The organism is Burkholderia sp. MR1-5-21 (assembly GCF_053427715.1).
Window position 1 is genome coordinate 101338 of record NZ_JBSAXD010000006.1, and the last position, 23988, is coordinate 125325.

21 protein-coding genes and 1 pseudogene are annotated in these 23988 nt (G+C 62.6%); 9 read left to right on the forward strand and 13 right to left on the reverse strand.

All coding sequences use genetic code 11. From position 1 onward, the window contains the following. Positions 1-20: 20 nt before the first annotated feature. The 7 genes from ACV229_RS10700 (at position 21) to ACV229_RS10730 (ending at position 6941) form a co-directional block, all read left to right on the forward strand. Complete coding sequence (locus tag ACV229_RS10700) at positions 21-2345, forward strand: FdhF/YdeP family oxidoreductase (RefSeq protein ID WP_448083099.1); 2325 nt, start codon at positions 21-23, stop codon at positions 2343-2345. Positions 2346-2357: 12 nt separating this feature from the next. After that, the gene (locus tag ACV229_RS10705) at positions 2358-3275 is read left to right on the forward strand and encodes a bestrophin family protein (RefSeq protein WP_448083100.1); all 918 of its coding nucleotides are present in this window, start codon (positions 2358-2360) and stop codon (positions 3273-3275) included. 3 nt (positions 3276-3278) lie between these two features. Further along, positions 3279-3425 carry a hypothetical protein gene (locus ACV229_RS10710; RefSeq protein ID WP_448083101.1) on the forward strand — a complete coding sequence of 49 codons (147 nt, stop codon included), beginning with the start codon at positions 3279-3281 and terminating at the stop codon, positions 3423-3425. A gap of 142 nt (positions 3426-3567) precedes the next feature. Continuing rightward, positions 3568-3897, forward strand: coding sequence for a hypothetical protein (locus ACV229_RS10715; RefSeq protein WP_448083102.1), 330 nt, complete (start codon positions 3568-3570; stop codon positions 3895-3897). A gap of 277 nt (positions 3898-4174) precedes the next feature. Continuing rightward, positions 4175-4510, forward strand: a complete 336-nt coding sequence (locus ACV229_RS10720; protein ID WP_448083103.1) for a sugar ABC transporter ATPase — start codon at positions 4175-4177, stop codon at positions 4508-4510. A gap of 160 nt (positions 4511-4670) precedes the next feature. Continuing rightward, the gene (locus ACV229_RS10725; protein ID WP_448083104.1) at positions 4671-6278 is read left to right on the forward strand and encodes an ABC transporter substrate-binding protein; all 1608 of its coding nucleotides are present in this window, start codon (positions 4671-4673) and stop codon (positions 6276-6278) included. A gap of 21 nt (positions 6279-6299) precedes the next feature. Continuing rightward, positions 6300-6941 (forward strand): SGNH/GDSL hydrolase family protein, encoded by a 642-nt coding sequence (locus tag ACV229_RS10730; RefSeq protein ID WP_448083105.1) that lies wholly within the window; start codon positions 6300-6302, stop codon positions 6939-6941. A 24-nt stretch (positions 6942-6965) separates the two neighbouring features. On the opposite strand, the gene ACV229_RS10735 is transcribed toward ACV229_RS10730, so the two are convergent. The 10 genes from ACV229_RS10735 to ACV229_RS10780 form a co-directional block, all read right to left on the reverse strand. Then, positions 6966-7187, reverse strand: coding sequence for a hypothetical protein (locus tag ACV229_RS10735; protein WP_448083106.1), 222 nt, complete (start codon positions 7185-7187; stop codon positions 6966-6968). 58 nt (positions 7188-7245) lie between these two features. Then, entirely contained in the window at positions 7246-7791 is a 546-nt protein-coding gene (gene tssJ, locus ACV229_RS10740; RefSeq protein ID WP_448083107.1) for a type VI secretion system lipoprotein TssJ, read from the reverse strand. Next, positions 7788-9620 carry a type VI secretion system baseplate subunit TssF gene (gene tssF / locus ACV229_RS10745; protein WP_448083274.1) on the reverse strand — a complete coding sequence of 611 codons (1833 nt, stop codon included), beginning with the start codon at positions 9618-9620 and terminating at the stop codon, positions 7788-7790. The genes tssJ and tssF overlap by 4 nt, the downstream gene beginning before the upstream one ends. Further along, positions 9617-13192 carry an ImcF-related family protein gene (locus tag ACV229_RS10750; RefSeq protein WP_448083108.1) on the reverse strand — a complete coding sequence of 1192 codons (3576 nt, stop codon included), beginning with the start codon at positions 13190-13192 and terminating at the stop codon, positions 9617-9619. The genes tssF and ACV229_RS10750 overlap by 4 nt, the downstream gene beginning before the upstream one ends. Further along, the gene (locus ACV229_RS10755) at positions 13173-14528 is read right to left on the reverse strand and encodes a hypothetical protein (RefSeq protein WP_448083109.1); all 1356 of its coding nucleotides are present in this window, start codon (positions 14526-14528) and stop codon (positions 13173-13175) included. The genes ACV229_RS10750 and ACV229_RS10755 overlap by 20 nt, the downstream gene beginning before the upstream one ends. Before the next feature lie 2 nt (positions 14529-14530). Continuing rightward, positions 14531-14794: a PAAR domain-containing protein gene (locus ACV229_RS10760; RefSeq protein WP_448083110.1), complete on the reverse strand. Its 264-nt coding sequence runs from the start codon at positions 14792-14794 to the stop codon at positions 14531-14533. Between the two features lies 1 nt (position 14795). Beyond that, positions 14796-15440, reverse strand: coding sequence for a hypothetical protein (locus ACV229_RS10765; RefSeq protein WP_448083111.1), 645 nt, complete (start codon positions 15438-15440; stop codon positions 14796-14798). Between the two features lie 236 nt (positions 15441-15676). Next, positions 15677-16141, reverse strand: coding sequence for a hypothetical protein (locus ACV229_RS10770; protein WP_448083112.1), 465 nt, complete (start codon positions 16139-16141; stop codon positions 15677-15679). A gap of 3 nt (positions 16142-16144) precedes the next feature. Beyond that, the gene (locus ACV229_RS10775; RefSeq protein ID WP_448083113.1) at positions 16145-18571 is read right to left on the reverse strand and encodes a peptidase M23; all 2427 of its coding nucleotides are present in this window, start codon (positions 18569-18571) and stop codon (positions 16145-16147) included. Positions 18572-18576: 5 nt separating this feature from the next. Then, complete coding sequence (locus tag ACV229_RS10780) at positions 18577-20928, reverse strand: type VI secretion system Vgr family protein (protein WP_448083114.1); 2352 nt, start codon at positions 20926-20928, stop codon at positions 18577-18579. Between the two features lie 279 nt (positions 20929-21207). Here ACV229_RS10780 and ACV229_RS10785 point away from each other — a divergent pair, with 279 nt between their 5' ends. Next, positions 21208-21645, forward strand: coding sequence for a hypothetical protein (locus ACV229_RS10785; RefSeq protein WP_448083115.1), 438 nt, complete (start codon positions 21208-21210; stop codon positions 21643-21645). Between the two features lie 314 nt (positions 21646-21959). On the opposite strand, the gene ACV229_RS10790 is transcribed toward ACV229_RS10785, so the two are convergent. From ACV229_RS10790 to ACV229_RS10800, 3 genes are all read right to left on the reverse strand, one after another. After that, a complete protein-coding gene (locus tag ACV229_RS10790; protein WP_448083116.1) occupies positions 21960-23297 on the reverse strand; it encodes a type II toxin-antitoxin system HipA family toxin in 1338 nt (445 codons plus the stop codon). 2 nt (positions 23298-23299) lie between these two features. Beyond that, on the reverse strand, positions 23300-23548 hold the full coding sequence (locus tag ACV229_RS10795; protein WP_448083117.1) for a helix-turn-helix domain-containing protein: 249 nt from the start codon (positions 23546-23548) through the stop codon (positions 23300-23302). A gap of 170 nt (positions 23549-23718) precedes the next feature. Further along, positions 23719-23904 (reverse strand): hypothetical protein, encoded by a 186-nt coding sequence (locus ACV229_RS10800; RefSeq protein WP_448083281.1) that lies wholly within the window; start codon positions 23902-23904, stop codon positions 23719-23721. Here ACV229_RS10800 and ACV229_RS10805 point away from each other — a divergent pair. Continuing rightward, a pseudogene (locus tag ACV229_RS10805) lies at positions 23863-23955 on the forward strand (D-alanyl-D-alanine dipeptidase); the annotation flags it as partial. The gene ACV229_RS10800 and the pseudogene ACV229_RS10805 overlap by 42 nt on opposite strands. Positions 23956-23988: the final 33 nt, after the last annotated feature.

Here is a 23988-nt window from a genome sequence, read left to right on the forward strand (position 1 = left end):
TCGACCCTGACATCTGCATCATGAAAAAGAAATCCTCCACCGCGCGCATCGAGCCTTACACTCACCCGGCCGCCGGCTGGGGTGCGCTGAAAGCCGTCACGATCAACCTGATCAAGGAAAAGGTCGCCGGCGGCAACTACCGGACGCTGCTCCGCCAGAACCAGCCCGACGGCTTCGACTGCCCCGGCTGCGCGTGGCCGGACCGCCAGCACGCATCGACGTTCGAGTTCTGCGAGAACGGCGTGAAGGCCGTCGCGGCCGAAGCGACCAGCAAGCGCGTGACGCCCGAATTCTTCGCCGCGCACACCGTCACCGAGTTGCTCGAACAGACCGACTACGCGCTCGAACAGCACGGCCGCCTCACCGACCCGATGATCTACGACGCGCGCACCGACCGTTACGTGCCGGTTGCGTGGGACGACGCGTTCGAGCTGATCGCGCGCCACCTGCGCGCGCTGCCCGATCCGAACCAGGCCGCGTTCTACACGTCCGGCCGCGCGAGCAACGAGGCGGCGTTCCTGTACCAGCTGCTGGTGCGCGTGTACGGCACGAACAACTTCCCCGATTGCTCGAACATGTGCCACGAGGCGACGAGCCGCGGGCTGCCGCCGTCGGTCGGCGTCGGCAAGGGCACGGTCACGCTCGACGACTTCGAGCACGCGGACACGCTGTTCATCTTCGGCCAGAACCCGGCGACGAACCATCCGCGGATGATGGGCGAGCTGCGCGAATGCGCGAAGCGCGGCGCGACGATCGTGTCGATCAATCCGCTGAAGGAGCGCGGGCTGGAGCGCTTCGCGGATCCGCAAAGCCCGCTCGAGATGCTGACGATGTCGGGCACCCACATCGCGTCGACGTTCATCCAGCCGACGATCGGCGGCGATTTCGCGCTGATCAAGGGCATCGCGAAGCGCGTGCTCGAACTCGACGATGAAGCGTGCAGGAACGGCGCGCCGCGCGTGCTCGACACCGCGTTCATCGCCGAGCACACGGCCGGCTTCGACGCGTTCGCGGACGACCTGCGCAACGAAAGCTGGTCCGCGCTGACGGCCGAAAGCGGCGTGCCGTACGAACAGATCGACGGCCTCGCGCAACTGTACGCGCGCAGCGAACGCGTGATCTCGACGTGGGGCATGGGCCTCACGCAGCACAAGCATTCGGTCGCGACCGTGCAGATGCTGACGAACCTGATGCTGATGCGCGGCAACATCGGCCGCCCCGGCGCGGGCCTGTGCCCGGTGCGCGGCCATTCGAACGTGCAGGGCAACCGCACGGTCGGCATCGAGGAGAAGCCGACGCAGGCATTCCTCGACCGGCTCGGCAAGGTGTTCGATTTCGAGCCGCCGCGCCGGCACGGCTACGACGTCGTCGAGACGATCGAGGCGATGCTCGAAGGCCATCTGCGCGTGTTCATCGGCCTCGGCGGCAACTTCGCGATGGCGACGCCCGACACGCCGCGCACGTGGGAAGGCCTGCGCCGCTGCGACCTGACCGTGCAGATCACGACGAAGCTGAACCGCAGCCACCTGATCCACGGCCGCGACGCGCTTATCCTGCCGACGCTCGGCCGCACCGAGATCGACCTGCAGGACAACGTGCCGCAAGGCGTGACGGTCGAGGATTCGATGAGCATGGTGCACGTGTCATACGGGATGAACAAGCCGGCGTCGCCGAACCTGATGTCGGAGACGGCGATCGTCGCGCACATCGGCCACGCGCTGTTCGGCAGCGGCAAGATCGACTGGCTCGCCTACAAGGACGACTACGCGAAGGTCCGCGACGGGATCGAAGCGACCTTCGACGGCTTCTACGACTACAACGCGCGCATCGCGAAGCCGGGCGGCTTCCACCTGCGCGTCGCGTCGCGCGACCGCGAGTGGCTGACGCCGACGGGCAAGGCGAACTTCATCGCGCACGCGCTGCCGTCCGACACGCCGATCCAGCGCGCCCGCGCGCTGCACGGCGAGCGCCTGATGACGCTGATGACCACCCGCTCGCACGACCAGTACAACACGACGGTGTACGGGCTCGACGACCGCTATCGCGGCGTGTTCGGCCAGCGCCGCGTCGTGTTCGTGAACGCCGGCGACCTCGCGATGCTCGGCCTGAAGGCCGGCGACTGGGTCGACATGGAAACGGTGTGGCATGACGGCATCGAGCGGCGCGCGAACGGCTTCCTGCTCGTCGAATACGACATTCCGCGCGGCTGCATCGGCGCGTATTATCCGGAGACGAACCCGCTCGTGCCGCTCGACAGCGTCGGCGACGTCTGCAACACGCCGACGTCGAAGTCGGTGCCGGTGCTGCTGCACCGCGCCGCCGCGCCAGCGTCGCAGGCCGCCTGAAGGAGAGTCTCGATGATCGTCCGCCCCCGCGAGCACTGGCTGCGGATGCTGTTCGTCTGGAACGGCTCGGTGCTGCAGGCGATCCTGCCGCAGCTCACGCTGACGCTCGCGATCAGCATCGTCGCGCTGTGGACCGGCGGGCGCGTGATGGGCGAGAAGGTACCGCTGAACCCGACGCCGTTCACGCTGATCGGCCTCACGCTCGCGATCTTCGCCGCGTTTCGCAACAACGCGAGCTACGACCGCTATCGCGAAGGGCGCACGCTGTGGGGCGGCGTGCTGACCGCGACGCGCACGCTGACGTCGCAGGCGTTCGCGTACCGCGTATTCGACACCGACGGCGAGCGCCGCGCGTTCGTGCGCACGGTGATCGCGTTCGTGTATGCGCTCAAGCATCAGCTGCGCGGCACCGATCCCGACGCCGACCTGCGGCCGCTGCTCGATGCGCCGACCTATGCGCACGTGGCGCCGCTGCAGTTCCGGCCGATCGCGATCTTGCACGCGCTGCGCATCGCGTTCGCCGCGCGCGCGGATGCCGGTCGCCTCGCGGACACGCGCCTGTGGATGCTCGATGCGCGGCTCGACGATCTCGTCGCGATGGTCAGCGGCTGCGAGCGCATCGCGTCGACGCCGATCCCGTTCTCGTACGACGTGCTGCTGCACCGCACGATCTACGCGTACTGCATGCTGCTGCCGTTCGGCGTCGTCGACTCGATCGGCGCCGCGACGCCGTTCGTCACGGTGTTCGTCGCCTACACGCTGATTGCGCTCGACGCGATCGCGCATGCGATCGCCGAACCATTCGGCACCGGCCCGAACCATCTCGCGCTCGACGCGATGACGCGGCAGATCGAGCGCACGCTGCTCGAACTGAACGGCGAGCCGCTGCCGGACGAAGTGAAGCCCGGCAAGTACTATCGCCTCACCTGACGCGTGGCCCTCGCCGCCGCGCGGCGCACGCACGTCGGCGAGAGCGTCTACGCGTCGGCGATCACCGTCATCGCGATCATTCCGCTCGTCCGGATCACGAAGCCGTCGCGCTCGGGCCGCGGCGCGCGCCGTGCTGCCCGCATGCGGTGATGCGTGACGGCACCGGCAGCGCCGCATCGCACGTAATAAACCCTCACAATCGATACAAACCGACCGTCAACAAACGCGATTCGCTACCCGTTCTTGGGGCAAGCGCCGGAAATTCCTCCGCGCAACGACAGGAGAAAACACCATGCGAGCCCTCACCCGCCATCTCGCCATCGCCGCCACCCTGATGTCGGTCCTGACCGGCACGGCCTTCGCCGACACGCCGTGGCAGAAAGCGCATCCGCGCCGCGAAGAGGTGAACCAGCGCCTCGCGAACCAGAACCGCCGCATCCATCACGAAGTGAAGGAAGGCGAGATGTCGCATGCCGAGGCCGCGCGCCTGCATCGCGACGACCGAAAGATCCGCCAGGAAGAGCGGGACATGGCTGCACAGGACCACAGCCATCTCACCAAGCCGGAACAGCGCGTGCTGAACCAGCAGGAAAACACGGTCAGCAACAAGATCGGCCAATAATTCGCCAATAAACAAGTCGACCAATAAGTCCGCCAACAAGCGCTCCGCCGCGGTGAACTTGAAACGCCCGCTGCCGCCCCGCCGGCAACGGGCGCTTGTTGTATCGATTCGTTTCAACGCGCGATGCGTGTCAAACGCTGCGGGTATACTTCGCGGTCAGCCGCTTTTCACATTCGCCGCGGCCAGCGGCGCGATTCCGGGCGGTTTCGTCGCGAAGCTTCGCGTTTCGCCTGCCCCCGCGTTCCAGCCTCGACACGAGAGACACGACGACCCGATCATGAAACGATTCCTGCTTCTCCTCCCCGCTGCCGTGCTCGCAGCCTGCGGTTCCGCACCGTCGCTCGACAACACGGCCGCGTCCGGCTCGAACGCGATGATCTACGTATCGTCGCAGCGTCCGACCTACGCGATCGCCAATTGCCTCGGCAGCCGGCTGTCCGACACGCACCAGTCGCAACACGACGGCGCAATCGACGTCAACGTCGGCTCCCGCTCGTACTTCGTCACGCTGACGCCGTCGGGCGCCGGCTCGGTCATCCGGGTCGTGCGCGGCTCGGGCAACGAGCCGGCCGAAGAAGCGATGCGTTTCGCGATCGCACGCTGCGCGATCTGACGCGCGCGTCGCGCAACGGCGCCGGCCTTGCGCGGACGCCCGGCAAGCGCGGGGCGCGCACGTGCGACGGCCTGTCCTTGCCGCAAATACTTTCGAATACTTTCGATCAGGCCCCGTCGATGAGAGAATCGCACCACGATCTCTTTCCGATGGAGCCCGCATGAAGCATCTGCTGTCCAGGCTGTTCGTCGGTGCCGCGCTCACCACGCTCACTGCCCTCGCCACATTCACGCCCGCGTCGCCGGTCCAGGCCGCGACACCGCCCGGCATCTTCGTCGTCGCCACGCAGCTCGGCGAATTCACGACCCTCGACCCGAGCGTGATCTACGAGCTCGTGCCGTCCGAGTATGTCGCGAACACCTACGAACGGCTCGTGCGCGTCGACCTGAAGGACCCGACGCGCTTCGACGGGCAGATCGCACAGTCGTGGACCGTCGGCGCCGACGGCGTCACGTACACGTTCAAGCTGCGCCCCGGGCTCACGTTCCATTCCGGCAATCCGCTGACCGCCGACGACGTCGCATGGTCGCTGCAGCGCACGATCCTGCTCGACAAGGGCCCGGCCGGCGTGCTCGCCGATCTCGGCCTCACGAAGGCGAACGTCGTGCAGAAGGTCCGCGCGATCGATCCGCAGACCGTCGTGATCGAGACCGATCGCAAGTACGCGCCGAGCTTCGTGCTCAACGTGCTGAGCGCCTGCCCCGCATCGGTGTTCGACAAGAAGCTGCTGATGTCGCACCAGCAGGGCAACGACTTCGGCAGCGGCTGGCTGCGCACCAACGACGCCGGTTCCGGCCCGTACAAGCTCGTCAAGTGGACGCCGAACGAGAGCATCTCACTGCAGCGCTTCGACGCGTACCGCACGCCGTACCCGATGCAGCGGGTCGTGTTGCGCCACGTGCCGGAAGCGTCCGCGCAACGGCTGCTGCTCGAGAACGGCGACGTCGACGCCGCGCGCAACCTGAGCCCCGACAGCCTCGCCGCGCTCACGAAGGCCGGCAAGATCACGGTCACGGCGTGGCCCGTCTCCGCGCTGCTGTACCTGAGCCTGAACACGAAGAACCCGAACCTCGCGAAGCCCGAGGTACAGCAGGCGATGAAGTGGCTCGTCGACTACGACGGCATCCAGCGCAACATCGTCAGCACGACCTACAAGGTGCACCAGACGTTCCTGCCCGAAGGCTTCCTCGGCACGCTGAACGCGCGGCCGTACAAGCAGGACGTCACGAAGGCGAAGGCGCTGCTCGCGAAGGCCGGCCTGCCGAACGGCTTCGACGTGACGATGGACATGCCGAACGACTATCCGTACATCGAGATCGCGCAGGCGCTGCAGGCGAACTTCGCGCAGGGTGGCATCCGCGTGAAGCTGATCGCGGGCGACGCGAAGCAGGCGATCGGCAAGTATCGCGCGCGCCAGCACGACATCTTCATCGGCGAATGGTCGCCGGACTACATGGACCCGAACAGCAACGCGCGCGGCTTCGCGTGGAATCCGGACAATTCGGACAATTCGAAGGACAAGATGCTCGCGTGGCGAAACAGCTGGGACATCCCGCAGCTCACGAAGGACACCGAGGCCGCGCTCGTCGAGCCGTCGCCGGCCAAGCGCGCGCAGCGCTATGAAGCGCTGCAGAAGGCCGTGCTCGCGAACTCGCCGTTCATCATCATGTTCGAGAAGGTCGTGCAGGTCGCGGCGCGGCCCGGCGTGACCGGCCCGGAGATCGGGCCGATCAACGATCTCGTGTCGTATCGGACGTTGAAGAAGTAAGCGCAACGCCTCCTGTACGACATGAAACAGATCCTCGTCTACGCCGACTCGCTGGCCTGGGGCATCGTCCCCGGCACGCGCCGGCGCCTGCCGTTCGACGCCCGCTGGCCGGGCGTCATGGAGCATGCGCTGCAAGCCCGGCGCATGCCGGTGCGCGTCTTCGAAAACTGCCTGAACGGCCGCCGCACGGTGTGGGACGATCCGTTCAAACCGGGACGGAACGGGCTGCACGGACTCGAGCAGGTCGTCGAAATGCATGCGCCGCTCGACCTCGTCGTGTTCATGCTGGGCACCAACGACTTCCAGAACACCCACGCGCTGTCCGCGTGGCATTCGGCACAAGGCATCGGCGCGCTGGTCGACGCCGTGCGCCGCGCACCGATCGAGCCCGGCATGCCCGTCCCGCCGATCCTGATCGTCGTCCCGCCGGCCATTCGCGTACCGGACGGCGGCTCCGCGATGCCGAAGTTCGCCGGCAGCGAAACGCGCTGTGCCGGGCTCGCCGACGCGTACCGGAACGTCGCGCACACGCTCGGCTGTGCGCTGTTCGATGCAGGCGAAGTCACGGCGACGAGCGCGATCGACGGCATTCATCTCGACGCGGAACAGCACGTCGTGCTCGGCAATGCGCTTGCGGAAGTCGTGCGGCCGATGCTGGGCTGAGTTCGCGCTGCCTCTCGCCGGCGCTCACCCCGCCGGCATCGCATCGAGCCGCTCCGAGGCCTGCCGCAAGCCGCCGAGGATGCGGTCCGCGACCTTCGCCGGGAACCCGCGCGGCAGCGCGGCGCCGACCGTGTCGATCACGCGCGGCGTCGCGGCGATCAGCCGCTCGACGATCGGCGTCGCGATATCGCCGAGCAGGCAGTGCTCGGCCATCGCGCTGAAATGGCGCCGCGTGATGTCCCGCATCGCATAGTTGCTCTGCGTGTCGCTGTTCTGTTTCAGCCATGAATGCCGATACGTCTGCCTATTCTTCCTGACGTGAGGCCTCCAGCTCAAGCCGGTTGTCGATCACGACCAGTTTGACGGGGTCGGTTTTCTTCCATTGCGACTTTGGAATCACAAGTTGCCACTCGGCGCCACCCTGATCACGAAAGAATCCGACAACACCGATGTACTGTGCGTCGTCCGCCATTGGCACCGACAGCTTGACCGTCTCCCCGGGCGCCAGCGTCGCTTCCACTCTGTCGAGCAAATCAGCCTTCAGCGGCGTGCGGTCGTCAGCGAGCAGTTGCGCATAGCTCGCGTTCTCGAAGGCCTTGGCATTCTTCAACTGGTAAATCCTCGCCACGACCGGCAAAGACTGCCCCTGCCCGTTCTGGTTGAGTGCCGCACGGCTTTCGAGCACCAGATTCATCCGCCTCACTTTGGCAACGAACACTGCACGCGTCGCGTCCATCGTCGTATCCTTGACCGACTGCCACATGCCGCAGCCAGACAGTAGCGTCGCCAATACGACGCCCGCACCGATTCGACCGACTACCCGTTTCCTTTTGAGCCATCGTGCGCTCATAACCACCCTTCCGTCATGGCTGTACGTGGATAGCGCCGGATCGTGCCTCCCACACCCTCGTACAACACCAGCCGAACCGCGTAGTGAAAACATGCGTAGCGGCCGACGAAGCAGTTCAGCACGTCGCCGAACAGTGTCACATCGCCTGGTCCTGCGAATGCCTGTGGATCGATACCGACGTTGATGTTCACGATCCGATCGATGCCTGCGCCGACGATCTCCTCTTCCTGATCGAGCCAGACGGTGTCGATCGCCGCGATACGCCACCGGTTCTCGTCCTGCTGCGTCCAGTCGTAGAGCGACAACGCGCCGCGCAGCACGTTTGCGTCCATCATGTTCAACTCGGCCGAGCCGGCCGAGTTGAAGTGCGAGATCACCCGCCAATCGTAGTCGCCGCCGCGCGGCGGATGGAGCGGCATGGTCGGCGCAGTAAGGTTCCGTACCCGCTCGACGCCGGTAAAGGCCGAAGCCGGCTGGGTCAGCATCGATTCGCGCAGCGCCATGCGCGGCAATCGTCCGTTGTTTGCCAGGACCCGGATCGTTACGTGCTCGTCCGGCAGGCTGCCGGGCTCGTCCCATAGATGGCCGCCCAAGGTCATCCGCATCTCGCGCTGCCCCGTCACGCCTGGGCGAATCGACGTATGGAAATACCGGTCTGGCGACTCGTGGCGCAGCATCCCGCCGCGATGGCGGAACTCCTTGAACGACCGATATTCGTGACGCGTGGCGCTGCGTGGATCGGTCGCCACGACCGACAACGCATCGTAGGGTTCGACGTGCGCACCGGCCGATGTCGGCGCGCGCACCGGATAGTCGCGGTCGTGCGCGTTCGGCCGGATCGCCTGTGCATCCAGCTCGAACAGGTTGATTACCGGCGTGCAGAACAGGCGAATATTGCGTGCGTCAAATGCGGCGTCTCCGGCGATCCGTCCGTCGATTGCAATCTCGAACGTGATGTGGGTCTCGCCCGGCGGCACGCTCGCTGCATCAAAGCCGCACAGGTCGACGAAATGAAACTTCTCCGGAAACGCGAAGTACTCAAGCAGCGTCTGTTCGCGATCGAGTTCGGCGTTGCGCGCGTCGTGGTCGACGGGCCACAGCCGCGTGTCTGGCCCGAAACCGGCCGCCTGAAAGCGCATGGCAGGCCGCGGTTGCAACTGACCGTCGAGCACGCCCGCCATGCGCACGCCTATCGACGCCACCTGGCGCGTGAATGCCGCGTAGAGGGCCGATGCAGTCGGCCGGTCACCGTGCAGGAACAGGCGGATGCGTGACAGGTCGTCGAGCGCGCGCTGCTCACGGTGCAACAGGTCGAACGCGACGCGGATCACCGTGCGCCCATCAGGCAGTACGGCCTGCCCCGCATCGCATACGTCGAGCGGCAGCAGGCGCACCGGCTGCGTGGTGCGATAGATGCATACGGTGCCGTCCGGACCCACCGGTGTCGAACGCACCTGCAGTCCGGCCGGCAACATATCCAGTACGCGTGCCTCGCCAGTGCGCGGCACGCACTCGAGGATCGCCAGCGACGGGATCGTGCGGCCCGCATGCGGCCACAGGTGGTCGATCAGCGGGTCGGTGATTTCCGGCAGCGCGTCGTCAAGCTTCATCCGCAGTCGGCTCGTGAGGAACGCAAAGGCCTCGTAGGCCTGCTCGACACTGTCGTGACGCGCGCCGGGCGTGCTGAGACCGAGCCGGCGTGCGCCCCCCGGCTGTGCTTGGGCAAACTCCTTCCCTGCTTCAAGCAAGTAGCGCATCTCCGCATCGAAGTAACGAAGAAACGGCTCGCTGTCGTCGCAAGGGTCTGTCGGCGGTGGATTCTGGCTCATGGTTGCAGGTCCTGCGGCAAAGGGGGAAGGGACGGGAACGCCGGCATGACGCCGGCCTTGCCCACAACGAAGATCCGCTCGGGCATCCGGAAGCCACGCAGCTTGAGCAGGTCCAGCGGACCGGCGCCGACCTGCGTGCGCAACACATAGCGCAGCGGTTCGCCATTCGACGCATTCCACGTCAGTTGATAGCGCGTGCTGTCGAGCGACTTGACATGAGCGTTACCCAAGAGCCGCAGGAACGCCCAGTCGCCCGTCGAATCGCACGCCTGCCGCAAACCGGCATTGGCCGTCTGCCACGCCAGCCCCGCGCGCCCATTCAGACCGTTGCCGGGCCACGCGAGCGGCGTCCAGCTTTCCTGCTGGTTGAAATAGACGATCTGCTTGCCGTCGACGGACAGTTCCGAGCGCGTCACATTGGGTGTCGGCAGCGCCATCATTTCGAACTTCTCGCCAGCGTCTCCTTGCAGGTAGAGCTGCACACCTACGGTCGACAACTGGCGGAGACCGGCCAGGAATTTCGGATCGAATTGCAGCGCCTGCGGCGCCAGCTCGTTCGGCACCCAGTGATCGCCCTCGAGCTTCAACACGCCGGCCAGTTGCGTGGAAACAAAGCGCGCGATCAAGCCGGTGTCGGGCCGCACGTAGCGACCGAGCTCGGAAAAGGATGCATCAGCTTGCGAATCGAAGAACGGATACCGGCCGCTCATCGCCGCGTTGAACGGTGCCACGACGCTAGCGCGCCACGCCTCGTTCAGGCTCGCCGCGGCCGGCTGCAGAATCGTCTGCCACGCAGCTTCGAGCGGTTGGGCATAAGCGGCATCACCAAAGCCGGACCACGCCGAGCCGAGGTTCGCGGCCGTCAGCGCCGCGTCGTCGCGGGCCTGCGACAGCTCCGAAAGCTTGCCTTGGAACACTGCCTGAGCAAGCGAGCGCGCCATGGCCTGCGCATCCGGGCTGCGAGCGATCTGCTGCAGTTTCAGGCGCATCGTCGTCACGGCCGTCAGATAACGCGACAGGCTCACGCCGTTCAGCGCAACATTCACTGGCGCGTTGCCCTTGCCGCTACCGGTGGCCGGCGCGGCGCCGGAATCGCCCATCAACGCGAGCAGCGGGCCAAACGGTTTGTCGAGCGGATTGACGGTTGGTGTATCCGCCTGCTCCTCGCTGCCGATCAGGCTTTGCGCTTTGCGCACCAGCGCGTCGGTCATGGCCTGCGACGGCCGGCCCGCTTGCGCCTGATATTGCACTGATTTCATCAGCGCGATCAGTGGCGAGGTCTGGGCGTCCGCGAGCCGGGACAACTGTTCGATCGCTCCATTGAGGTTCGACGCCGGTTGCCACTGGATACTGTTGAGCATACGTTGCCACGCGGCCGTATATTCGGCGAAGTATCGCGCCGTCAGCCGCTGTTTCAGGGCATCTGCCGCGCGCCTCTCGTCGATCGCGGCATCGGTTTGGATGGCCCCTTGGGAAAGGGTGTTGCCGATCGGCTGCGCAGGCTGCACGCCGGTCAATGCCCAGTCGCCGCTCACGCGACGTTCGTTCGACGCATTGTCGATCGCTGCGGCGATCATGCCGTCCCACGCGGCACGCGTATAGATACCCGGCACGGTCTGCGACATCGTGAACATCCCGTGCGCATCGGCGCCATTGAGCAGCGTCTCGAGCGATGCGTCCGCGTACTTGCCTTTGACCTCGTCGACGATGCCTTGATACACAGTATCGTCCGCCGACGCGAGCCCCATTTGGGTAACCAACATGTTGCGGGTTGACGCCATGAGGCTGCCGTCGGGTGCGATCCGCCAGTCGGGATGCGCCTTCAAGTGGTCCGCGTAGAAGCCCGCGAGCCGCCGACCAGTGTCCTCGCGCTCACCGAGAGGTATCTCGACCGGCTTCGGCCACAGCGCTACAAGCATGCGCTTCAGGAACGCAGAATCAGCGCGCTGTGGGTCCGCGAGCATCAGGTAGGTCTTGAGCGCGTTATAGGTGCTGCTGCGCGCAGCCTGCGATTGCAGGGCGTCGGCCCTTGCTTCGGCCGCAAACTTGAGCAGGTCTTCGGTCGACTTCGCGACAGGCATTTGCAGGTTGCGGGTTGCGGCGACCCGGTATGGCTGCCAGAGCGCGGCCAGCACTTCGTCGTTGCGCGAGAGACCACCGCGCAGATGCCATGGCGCACCGCGCTGCTGGCGGTATTCGAGCTTTTCCATCAATTGCTGCAACGCCAGTTGGGCGCGCCACCCCTGCGTCGTTTGGGGGCGCGCTTCGACGGCAGCATCCGCTGCCGCGCGGGCCTCGCGCATCAACTGCTGGTTGCCGATGAACGAGACGGTCATCCATCCGCACCATGCGATCGCCGTGACCATGGCGAGCGTCGCCAGCGCGTTGGACCAGTAGAAGCCGACCCGCCGGCCGACACCGCGCCGGCTGGCGATCGCCTGCCACGCGGGCAGCAGCGCTGCGGGCTGTTTCGGAAAGATCACGGTGCCGGATGCCATCGCGCTCGAATTCGGCTGTGCCTGCCCCTGCGTGGCTACCGGCACCGGCGTCGGTACTGCCGCCGGCGCGGGGAACGCGGGTGCGAACATTACGCCCGCCAGCGGCGCGCGCAGCCAGTGCGAGGCGCTGACTGCCTCCCAGCCCGCTATGATGCGCTTGCGCTGCTGGCTGATATAGGTGGACACCTGCGCCAGGTAAGTCACGCGCGCCGGCGAACTGCATAGCTGCACGCCCACATCTGCCGTGTGCATCTCGATTGCGGCAAGCTGGTCGCCCAACGCTTCCACCTGTTCTCGGTTCGAACGCCCCCTGCCCATGAATGCGCCAATCGCATCGAACGTTCCGGACTGGTTGCCGTTGGCGGACACGGGATGCAAAAACGTGACCGGCGCGGCCCAGCCGAGATCCGTCGCCAGGGCGGCAAGCGCACGCGGCAGTTCGCTGTCGGCCGATCCGGCATCTTCGCCCGAGCGCACGACCTGGACGACGCTGTCGACCGGTCGCCGGCGGCGCAATTGCCGTATCTGGCGACGCCACGCTGATGCCTCAATGCCGTCCGGCGCGGCGTGCACGAGGATTGCGTCGGCCACCGGTATCGTGCCCGCGCGCTTCAGCCCCGGCGCCACTTCCTCGATCAGCGCGTCGGTGCCGCTCAGCAGCAACCACGGCATCCGGTAGCGCCAGCGCCAGCCGTGCGACGCGCGTAGTTCGTCGCACAGAGTCTGCATCCGCGCATCGCGTTTCAGTGGTTTGACCTGCTTTGCGGTTGCGCCCCTTTTGCCCACGTCGGCGCGGAACACCCGGCCGACGAGGCGATATGCGCCACCGAACAACAGTCCGACATGCGCGAGAAGCACCCCGACGAGCCCGCCGAATATCCAGATCGTTGCGCCCTGCTTGGCCTCGCGAGTTCGGACGCCCAGAAATTCACCGTTGAACCAGATAGGGGCCAGCGTGATCCCCGCGAGCAACAGCGCCAGAAAAATCGGCCCCCATGCGAGCAACGGGCGGGACTGTACGGACTCGGTTTCCCCGGTCCCGAGCGTTTGCATGTTATTGCGTGCGTTCGTCATTAAGATCTTCGTTATGCGTTTGGTCATTGACGTGCAGGATCGCGGCCTGAGCGATCGAGGGAGGCGAAGGCGCATGCAGGATCAACCGCGTTCCGGGTCCCGCTTCGAGCGCCGCAGCGATCGACAGCCAACCACCAGCCGTCCCGGCGTAACCGATGATGCGATCGGGGCGCCGCTGGGCGTCCTGTCCGGTGACCCCCATAAGCCCCGCGTTGCGCAGCGCTGCAATCAGTTTCGTTTCGTGCGAGCCGTCGAGGCCGCTGATCCACGCCGTGTCGACCGTGGGCGCGTCGGCTTTGCCCCACAGCACGCTGTTCGCGAGCATCGCGTCCATGTGTTCGAGATCGTCGGCCACAGGCCGGTGCAGCAGTCCCATCACGCTCACCAGTTCGGGTAACTGGAATACACCCGGGCCGAGCAGCACGGCGACCGCACCCTCGGTGCTGCCCAGCGGTGGAGCGGCGTGCCATTCCGCTGCGACGACCAACAACGGCCGCAGTTCGGCCGTATCCAGCCAGGCGTCGGTCAACATCAAACCGTCCACCGGCGATACAGCGCAGCATTCCAGATCCGAAATTCCCGCTCGTTGCAGCGCCTGCCTAACCTGATTCACTCGCATGTCGGCTGTTTCCGGGGCCGACATCACGCGTACTGCGGGTGCATACTTTGGACCATATTGCGACAACGCTTGCAGGCTTTCGATGAGAGGCACAAGTGCCTGCGTCATCACGCGTACGACGGACGGCACGGGCACGGGCACGGGTGGAGTCGGATCACTGTCCGGTGCAGCAATCTCGACGTGTTCGATATCGATTGCTCCAAACAAATCATCATCGAATGATTCAGACTCGTCCGCGTCCTCTTGAAGGAGCGGATCGTCATCGGCAAAGCGGGTGTGCACGATTCGATTGATGCCACTACGCGGCACGCGCGCCTCCAACAACGACGTCTTGCCGGTGAGTATCTCGCCGATCGACTTGCCGCCCAGCGGCAGACAATATCCGGCTCCCAGTATCTGCAGTGGGCGCTGCGCCGTCAGGATACGGTCCCTCAGCCACGAGGCGCGATGTCGGTTCCGGAACAGTGCGTAGAGACAATCCGCCTCGTACACGGCGCGCGCGATGCCGAGTGCTGTGAAATACACCGCGTTCGGGATGCCGAGCAGGCAAAGCCAGAACTGGGCACCCTGTGCTGGCGTACCGGCCGGCCACAGCAACAACACTGCCGCGGCGCCGATTCCGCAGCACAGTACCCACCCGAATAACCAGGGCACAAAGCGCGGCCCGTGCGCCGGATAAGCCGATGGCAGTCCAGCGGGTGACAGATCGACAGGCATGGTCAATCGATGTAGACGTTCCGCAACGACGAGACCAACCGGCATCCGCACGCACAGCGATGCAGATGCATCGCCACGGGCTTGCCGTCCTGGTCCGGAAACGACTCGTCGCCTTCGTCGATCACCGTTTGGCCATGCAGGTCACAGATCGCGGAGTCGCCCTTGCGTGCCAGCGGGCGACCCATGAATTCCATGGTCGAGGAGCCGCTCGTCACTTGGCCGCCGTGTTCCAGTTCGTCATCCTTGCGAATCGGAGAATGTGTCATTTCAACTCCCAATAGGGCCACTTGCCGCCGCAGCCTTGGACCCCGAGCGGTCAACGAATTCGACGCTGCGAAGGATATTAAGGATGTAAGGAAGCAGATCTCCGTCAGGATCGCTGACATACATGACAGGTTCACCGCCACACACAGCCACTTTATTGTGAAAAATACAGAATGTCATATAGCGCTCACGCTGTGCAGGATCACCATCCCGATCGTCTTGGATCAAATAAAACCCATTCCCGTTGATCGCTTCTAGGCTATACACCTTCGTAAAGGCACCCAAAATCCACGAATCTCTTTCGCTCTCAAAATAAGGAATCCACTTCTTTTTATGCCTATCGTAGGAAGCTCCGTGCTGGTGCGCGACCTCCTCTTTTGATTTTTCCATCAGATTGATGCACACGAAATTTACACCAAACCTCGGCGCCAACACTTTACCAAGCGGATTATCGGACCAGTACGACGCATTTAATGGTGCTCCACTAGAAAAATTTCCTTTGAAATAATCCATTACACTGATAACACATTGCTGCTCCATGTCGACTATGAGCCTCGACGGCTCAGCGGCCGAAGCAACACCGCCTACAGCGCAAGAGGAAAATTGGATAATTGCCACAATTAAAATCACACGGATTTTTACGTGCACGACCAATCTCTTCGCGCATTGAATCTCGCATGAAATTTCAATAAATTCACCCCTAATTCGACTGAAAACTCGACTTTCGCCTGGACTGCTAGCGCTTTCGCACATGCCACGCACCGCGCGATACAACAATTAAATGTATATTAGGGCGTCCATCTGCCATGGTCCATACGTTCACGTGCCTGCTCGTGGCATTTTTTTGACATTGACCTCGACAATATAAAACACCAATCCACTCATTACCTGCTTGACGATAAACGAGTAATACAAATTTTCGGGACCCCTTCATCGTAATACGAACTAATTAGACGCCGCCCTTCTTTTTCGACACGCAAATCAATAAATTCATCGCCGCACGCCGAAAATCTCTCCACAAACCCCCTTCTCATCGGAGAAAACGTAAAAACCCTATAAATCTTATGCACACCCATACCTTCATCGATATACCATACCAAAAACCCTCGTCGCCCACTAAAATCATAGTCACCAATTGCGATGTGAACCGGCCTATCGACATCAAGAGTTATATGACCTTGCGCACTACCTCCAAAATAGTTCACCCCCCACAACAAATCACCACCCTTTATTTCCACATTTGCCTCAACTCCGACATCGGGTGAAAAATTTTTCACATAATCGAAACCAAACGCCGAAAATACCACCAACATAAGCGCTGCGCCAAATGGATATCTTACGATATGCATATTTCACTCCGGGGCAAGCATATTTGCCTCGATTGCTTTTTTGTTTCGCGGCGGGAAAATCATAAATTTCTCGCTAACTTCAACTCCATCACCAAGTATTCTCAGAATGTATGCCGAATATACCTGCCGTTCGTAGTAGCCATTACTCCCGCCATTGACCAGTCGATTGATAAAATCAACACTTGACTCCGAATACCTCCCATCTGAAACCCTATTAATATTTGGACCACTAGAAAATTCTTTCGAAACCCAATAAAATCCACCGGAATCACAAGCATAATCGGGATCTTCCGCGACGACATCTGGATCGTAGCGCGGAGCCCAAACCATCAAATGACCACCATCATCCGGATGTGCAGAATAATGACGCGAATTACCCGTGATTCGCGGAGTTATGCCCGCTAGTCGCTCCACGTATACATCAAGATGGTTTGGAATTTTTTTATATTTTCCATACGCATCAAAATTACTCACCCATGTGAGTTGCATAATTCCACGACCATAAAAAGGGCCGTAGTACTGAGTCGCTGGATTGGCTGCAGAGTATTGGCCGAAGCCCCACTCGTGCATAAGTCGTTTTGTACCACCAAGGTTTCTCCATTGGGCCGTTTCTAGGAGGACTTGCGCCAAAAACAAAGCAATTCTCTTTTGATCGCTCCCCATATATTTTCTAATACACTTATTCAATGCAGTCACGTGATTTGCAACGCGCCGACGAGCAATATCCTTCGTTATTCTGTATATATCGGTTTCGGTAGAAACTGCCCGCCTAGGACTACCACTTCCCGTGTAGAACGGATAGCGAGGGAACGAGGCGGCGAGTTCATCCTGAGTCAACCATCCGCACTTTCTGAAATGCCGGATGAACGCTAGCGGATGGAAGAACCATACCTTTCCCCCGGCAGGCAAACCGGTTTTGTCCCAGAACTGGAGCTTTTTGACGAAGTCGAGAAACTTGTTGCAGGCCTCCTGCTTACCCTCGAAATGTTCCCCTTCGTCCAGCAGGTTTCGATAGCGGTCCTCCAGATTCGCGCTGTCCCATTCGCTCGGCGCCTCGCAGATAAAGCCACGCAGCAGGTCACGGACCGCTTGGTGGTCCGAGTCGCTCACGTAGTGCCGCATGGCCTCGCTTCTCTGCTGCGCGCTCTGCTCACTCGTCGCCGAGTTGGTATCGGGTAGCCCGACATGCCCGACGGACGTGCGAACCAGTTCCTTGAACTTGTCCGTATCCCACAGTCCGTTCGCGTCGAACAGCACGTCCGACGTCTGAATCCTCCTCCACCCCATGAAGAACGGGAAATCCGCATCCGACAGTTTCTTGATCGTCGATTTGCTGATATCGATATAGCCCTGCTGCCCATCACCGAATGGGATGCAATACCACGTCTTGCGCCGGTTCGGCGTGGTCGACGTCTCCTGATCAGGAACCGGCGGCAACGTTTCAGGCTGGCTCAGAATTCGTCCGAACCGCAACATCTCGTAACCATCGCTCGGGCAAGCCGGGTACAGCGCGCACGCACGTTTGTACATGTCGTATTCGAACGCTGTTTCGCTAACCGGTCTGGGCTGCCTCGACTCCGGATCCCGATCGGTTAGCAGCGTCCGACTGCCGTCGTCCGCGACGCTCCACACGTTCGTGTATTTGTCCCCCTTGTGAAAATACACTTCGACGTACAAGGGGCGTTCGTTCTGCCCAGCCTGCTTCGGAAGAAATTCAATCCCGTTTAGTTTGTGGTGCGCATCTACGCCCGGCGGCTGCGCGAGGAAAGTCTGGTGCGCGGGGATTACGTGGTAGCTGTGGCCCCAACAGTCGCTCCCCTCCGACGTAGTGACGTACTGACGCCCCAACTGCGTCGCGCCAAAATAGGCTTCGAAATCAGCCGGGGCCATGAAGATCTCGAAGTGCAAATGCCACCGACCGCCCTGGCAGCGCCCCACGTAGCCGAGAATATCTTTGCGGCGCACCTTCTTTCCCTCACCGGTGACCGGGCCGCCGGTATCCCGAGTCCGCAGCCATTCGGGCATGCTGTGAGCTTCATTCACCGGTGGCGGCAGGATGCCGTCCTGCGTCATCGTGTTCAGATCGAGTAGATGCATGTACAGCGAGTAGAACGTCAGCGTCCGGCCGTCGCCCGTCTCCGTTGTGTGCTTGAGCAGCACAAACCCGGTGTTCGTGTTCTTGCTGTCAGACACGCCCTCGATGGGCTGCTGACAGACACGGTACGCGACGACTTCGCCGTCCGCGATCGCTCTCACGGGTAGTGAAAGGTCATCCGACGGAACGAGATGCAGACCAGTATGCCAGCGGCGATCGAACGCGATCGGATATAAGCCGTCGCTGTCGGTCATCTTGTCGAGTTTGTCCATCAACGGATCTTCTGCAGTCAATCCGGCATCAACCGGGAGCAGGAAAGGCGGACTGATAATCATGGGCGTCAGTTCGAAAGAGGATAGTCGTCGGATAGATTCAGATTGCTTTTGGGCAGCGATGGCAATGGGGAATTGGCATTGCCCGGCCCCTGAAACACGAACTGCGACGCCTTGATCTTGAAGGCCCCCGGACCAATGAATTCGAACGTGCCGTCCTCGATCTTGAGCGCGGCACCGCCGCTGGCCAGCACGATCTTCTTGCGCGCAATCACCAACACGTCTTCGTCCGCGCTCGCAAGTCGCAACTGCTTGGACGCGGTCAGTTCCATCGCATCAGTGTGGGCCGCAATCTCAACTTTTCCTTTCGCCGCGAAAATCTTAAGCCCTAGCTTGTGCGCACAAAGCGAGATCAGTTCGCCTGCCGCCACCGTAAAACGCTTGACTACGCTCACATCCGCGTGCTGACCGGCGGTCACAATGACGTTCTCACCCGCGGCTTGCTGGATCGACTTCGGTGTAGCGAACGCCATGCCGGCCGGTGCGCTGGCGATGAGCCCAGCACCCTTGAGCTGGTCCAGCATGTTCATGAGGCTCGCCTGTGTCGCCTTGTCGGCCGGCATCGCCTTTGCCTGCGTCGTCGCGTTGACGAGGGAGGTCACCCGCTGAAGGGCCGATTGCAATTCCTTGATGGCAGCCTGCATTTCAAGATGCGGCGCATTGGGATTCCACGGATCGGCAGAGACAAACAGTCCCTTCGGCGCACGCATCGTGCCCCAGGCCTGCGTGCCTAGCTCGATACCTTCCCCACGCTTCCTTTTCTCGCCATCGACCAGATAGCCGAGCGACACCGACGACTTCGCAAAGACCGACGCGATCTTGACGCCTTCGTGGTCTTTCAGATCTTCGAAGCGCAGCTTGTTCCCCAACATGGGGGAGCGGAACACCGACCGGCTGTACCAGCCCTCCTTGCCGTGCACAAGGTCCCGCCGCGCGTAGTCATGCATTGCACCGGCGATATAAACGCGATCGATATTCCCTTGCGTGGCTTCGAGCCTGACTTCGGTCCTCGGTAGCAACGGAATATGCAGCCCGCCATAGTGTGATGCCGAAGGACGCAGGAGACGCAAGAGCATGCTATTGGTGCCGCGCTTGCCGGTATGCCGTGCAAACTGGAACCGCACGCGGTAGCGGCCATGTTCATCCAGCCACGCATACGGCAGATCGTCACCCGACTCAACGATGCCGATCAGTGTGCCGCCGATCCAGCGCCAGTGCTTTTCCGGCACATACTCGGGCCGGTACGTCTGATGCGCGGGCATCGCCTCGAATTTGTTCGTCACCGACTTCGCGCGACCGCCCGTTGTCACCAACTTCGTGATCACCATGCCGTGCGGCGCCTCGGGTACGGTGTCGTTTGTAATCCGAACGACCATCCCCGGCATCATGCCGATCACGTTACTCTTCCCGGTGATTTGCGTTTGTCGCGTGACCAGTGCATCGCGCCGGACATCGACCAGCGCTTGCCCCTCTTCAATGGAATGGAAGTGTTCGCTGCTGCGGTTTACGCTGCCGAACACCGAACGGTCGTCATGAGCGACGACCGTCTCGACCTGCAACGGATCGTCCGGCCGGTGGTAGTTGTGATCCCAGCCGCGCACGGTCTGCGGCACCAGCGCTCGCGTCACGCCGAGTTCAAGCACGGCTTCGTGCCAGCTCACCAGACCCGAATGCGGCAGCAGCGGCACCTCGAGCGCTCGCATATAGCCGCGTGGCGAATTGCCGAACACGAGCGTGTCGCGCTGGGGCCCGTCGCCCTTCGCAGCTTGCTTGAAATAGTAGTAGACGCCTGCGCGGCGGCAATGGCGATCCACGAAACTGGCGACCGTCTCCTCGTACATGAGTGTCTGCTCGAATTTGCCGTCGAGGCCTTCGAGCGCAAATTCGACGTCGTAGGATTCAAACAGATTGCGGTCAACGATTGCATCAGTGAACAGTTCGCGAAGCGAGCGGTCGAGGAACACCGCCGAATCATGTACCGACTCGAGCAACGCGAAGCGCGGCTTCAGATGCAGTTGATAGGTTGCCTCATCCCGCGTCGTCTTGATCCGCGTCCACTGCGTGACAATGCCGTGCACGGTACGCGCGGTGTGAAGCACAGGCTCAATTACGCCGGGTAGCGACGGTACCGACGCGTACTCGTCGATCGTGAAGATCGCCGGCCGCCCGACGCAAGCCGCGCCGTCGACATGCTTGTCCGGCGACGTAACCGTGATGTCGGCCAGGAACGGCATGTTCATCTCCTCCGTGAGCGTGAATTCGTACACGGAGAGCGGAGAGGCTACCGTCGCGATCTCGAGATGAAGCGGCTGAGTGACGATCGCGCTCGGGTGTTTGAGCACATCCTGAATGGTTCGCATGACCACCGTTGCATGAGGGGTTGCACACACCGGCAAGCCCGCCGCAACTTTGGGGACACAATGCCGTCGGATTTGCCCGAGTTAAGCAAATCTTCAGAGCAAAAGCCATGAGACAAATTCGAAATTTTCGAGAATTGCGACGAAAATCGGACAATCCCACGAAATGTGTAAATTGTTAATAGACTTCCGCTTTCTTGAAAACCAGTTCGAAGCAGAATGTAGTCACGATTTTTCCCTGAGAGACGTCCGTGCGACAGTCCGTTTTTTCAGCTGAATGTGTTGAGCATCGAAAAATCATTCGGTGGATTGACGGATCCACGTAGCCGGCCTTCCCCGCATGATTTGCGGGAGATCCTGGTCGCGCTGTGCGCGATCCTGTCGGGGGCAGATAGCTGGGTCGCAATCGACGGCAACGCCGTGCGAGGCTCGCGCAACGCGAGTCGACGTGGCATCTACCTGGTTTCGGCGTGGGCACGCGAGCTTGGCGGTGCCGCTGGGGCAAGTTCGGAAACCGAAACGAGCAACGAAATCACGGCCATAACGGCACGGCTCGACATTCTGCTGCTCAAGAGCGCGATCGTCACGCTCGGTGCAATGGGGGCCGACTTCAGAACAGAACTTTGCGATCTTGCGCCGCAACAGTCTGCCCCTGCTCAAGGCGGATACGACTTCGACGTCCGGTATCAAGAATCGACGTCTCAAAGCTGGCGCCAGTGACGGCTACCGAACCGCTGCTCTCCGTTTTTGACATTTCATGCGATTACCCTGCAATCCATGACCCATATTTCCATCGAAAAACCAATAAGCCTGAAAACCAAATTTCGGACAGCAATCACAAGCTTAAAAAAAGATAAAAAGCAAGAACTCGATGCAATGGCTTAATCCGATTTTTGTTATCTTTTAATAATTCCGATGCCGCACAGTAGAGTCGTCGACCGGTTAGTTGATACTGAAAATGGAACACCCGTGTCTACTGCGAAACGGCACGCCTAACGTCACGCACTGCCTATGCTCGGCCTGTCAGCTCCGAATCACCCCGCCGGCATCGCATCGAGCCGCTCCGCAGCCTGCCGCAAGCCACCAAGAATGCGCTCCGCGACCTTCGCCGGGAACCCGCGCGGCAGCGCGACGCCAACCGTGTCGATCACGCGCGGCGTCGCGGCGATCAGCCGCTCGACGATCGGCGTCGCGATATCGCCGAGCAGGCAGTGCTCGGCCATCGCGCTGAAATGGCGCCGCGTGATGTCCCGCATCGCGTAGTGCTTGCGCTTGCCGTGCATGGCCATCGCGAGCTTCGCCTTGTGCCACGACCACTGGTTCGCGCCGTCGCCCTCGACCGGCCAGATCGACATCACGTCGTACAGCGGCGTGAGCCGGAAGCGCCCGCCCGGCAGCAGCCGCAGGCTGAAGTTCTTCGCGTGGCCGTCCGGCGCGGCGAGCATCCAGAACACGACCTGCGCGGCGAACAGCGTGTCGAGATCCTCGGCGGGCGTCTCCGAGCGCCGCAGGATGCCGACGAGATCGGGCACGCCGGGGCCGCCGTGGGACTCGTATTTCAGGTGCGGCGGCACGCCAAGCGCCTGGCAGAAATCCTCCTGCGGCAGCCGCAGCAGCCAGCGGCCGTCGCGATGCAGCGCGCGGTCGAAGCGCGCGACCGACAGCACCTTGTGCGCGCCGAACGTGACGATCTCCGCATCCGGCACCGGCAGCCCGAACGCGCGCAGGATCGCGAGGCACAGCCATTCGTTCTCGACCGACGTCGTCAGATCCGCGCGCTTGTTGCCGACGAGGCCGAGCGGCAGCTTCAGGATGTGCGTGGTCGGCGTGGCGCCGTGCGGACGCATCCACTTCCCTTCGTGAAACAGCAGCGCGGTCTTCTCCTGCGCGCCGGCGAGCGACAAGCGGAGGTCGTCGTCATCGTCCCAGACGCCGGCGGCCGCGCCGCTCGCCTGGTCGAGCAGCCGCGCGACGTCGTCGTCCGACAGCGGCGTGCCGTCGATGCGGTCGTAGCCGGCCGGCGTCTCGTCCTCGCCGAGCAATTGCACCGCGCCGACGCAATCGCGGCCGAGCGCGGCAAGCAGGTCGAACGGCTCGAGCGTCGGCGTGCCGAAGCGCGTCGCGAGACGGCGGCGGATCGCCTCGCTGTCGGGCAGCAGGTTGTCGAAATAGTGGTTCACGCGCTCGCCGCGCAACGGCGCGTCGCCGATGCCGAACGGCAGCGACAGCGACAACGGCCGGCCCGCGGCCGACCGCTTCCAGCCGGCGTCGTACTGCAGCTCCATGTCGCCGCGCGCGGGAATGCGCCAGACGCCGACCCTGAGGCCGTTGGCCCAGATCGACAGCGCGCGGGCGTGCGATTTGCGGCCCATGCTTACCACTCGGCGTCGGACGCGCCGCTCTCGCCCTTCGTACGGACGCCGAGTTCGAGGTCGTACAGCGCGGTCAGCGCAAGGAGCTGGGTCAGCGACAGGCTGGCGGTCCGCGTGGTTTCGAGCAGCGACAGCCGCGGCTGGCCGATGCCGATGCGGGCGGCGGCCTCGGCCTGCGTCATGCCCTTGGCCTGACGCGCGGACGACAGGATCTCGCCAAGCTGGGCGGGGGTGTTGACGATGAGGTTCACGGCGCGGATTCCTGTGGGCAATAAACGCAGTATATTCCCCTCGCGCATAAGTGAAAAATATTCCTCAAACAAATAAACGCGTAATATTTCCTTCAGGAATAACTTGCACGCCACCTGCTCCACCGGCGCTCGCCAATTCGCTATCGATCTGCGTCATATCATAGTTTTTATCATCTGGCGCGAAAGATTTTGGTTTCGTGAGATGAATGACCCTTCGCCGCCCGGCGACAACGATCCAACAATCGATGAACCTGCGCGTTCGCCCGTACCGTCGAAGCCCGTTTCACCGACCTGACGCCTCCCGCCTCGTTGACATCCCCGCCGCCACGCATCGCGTCGAGATCGATCTCGTCCATGCGACCGACTGCAACCTGACCGGCAAGCCGATCCGCCTGTGCGCGCATTGCCGTGCATCGACAGCGCCCCGTGGCGCGTGATGC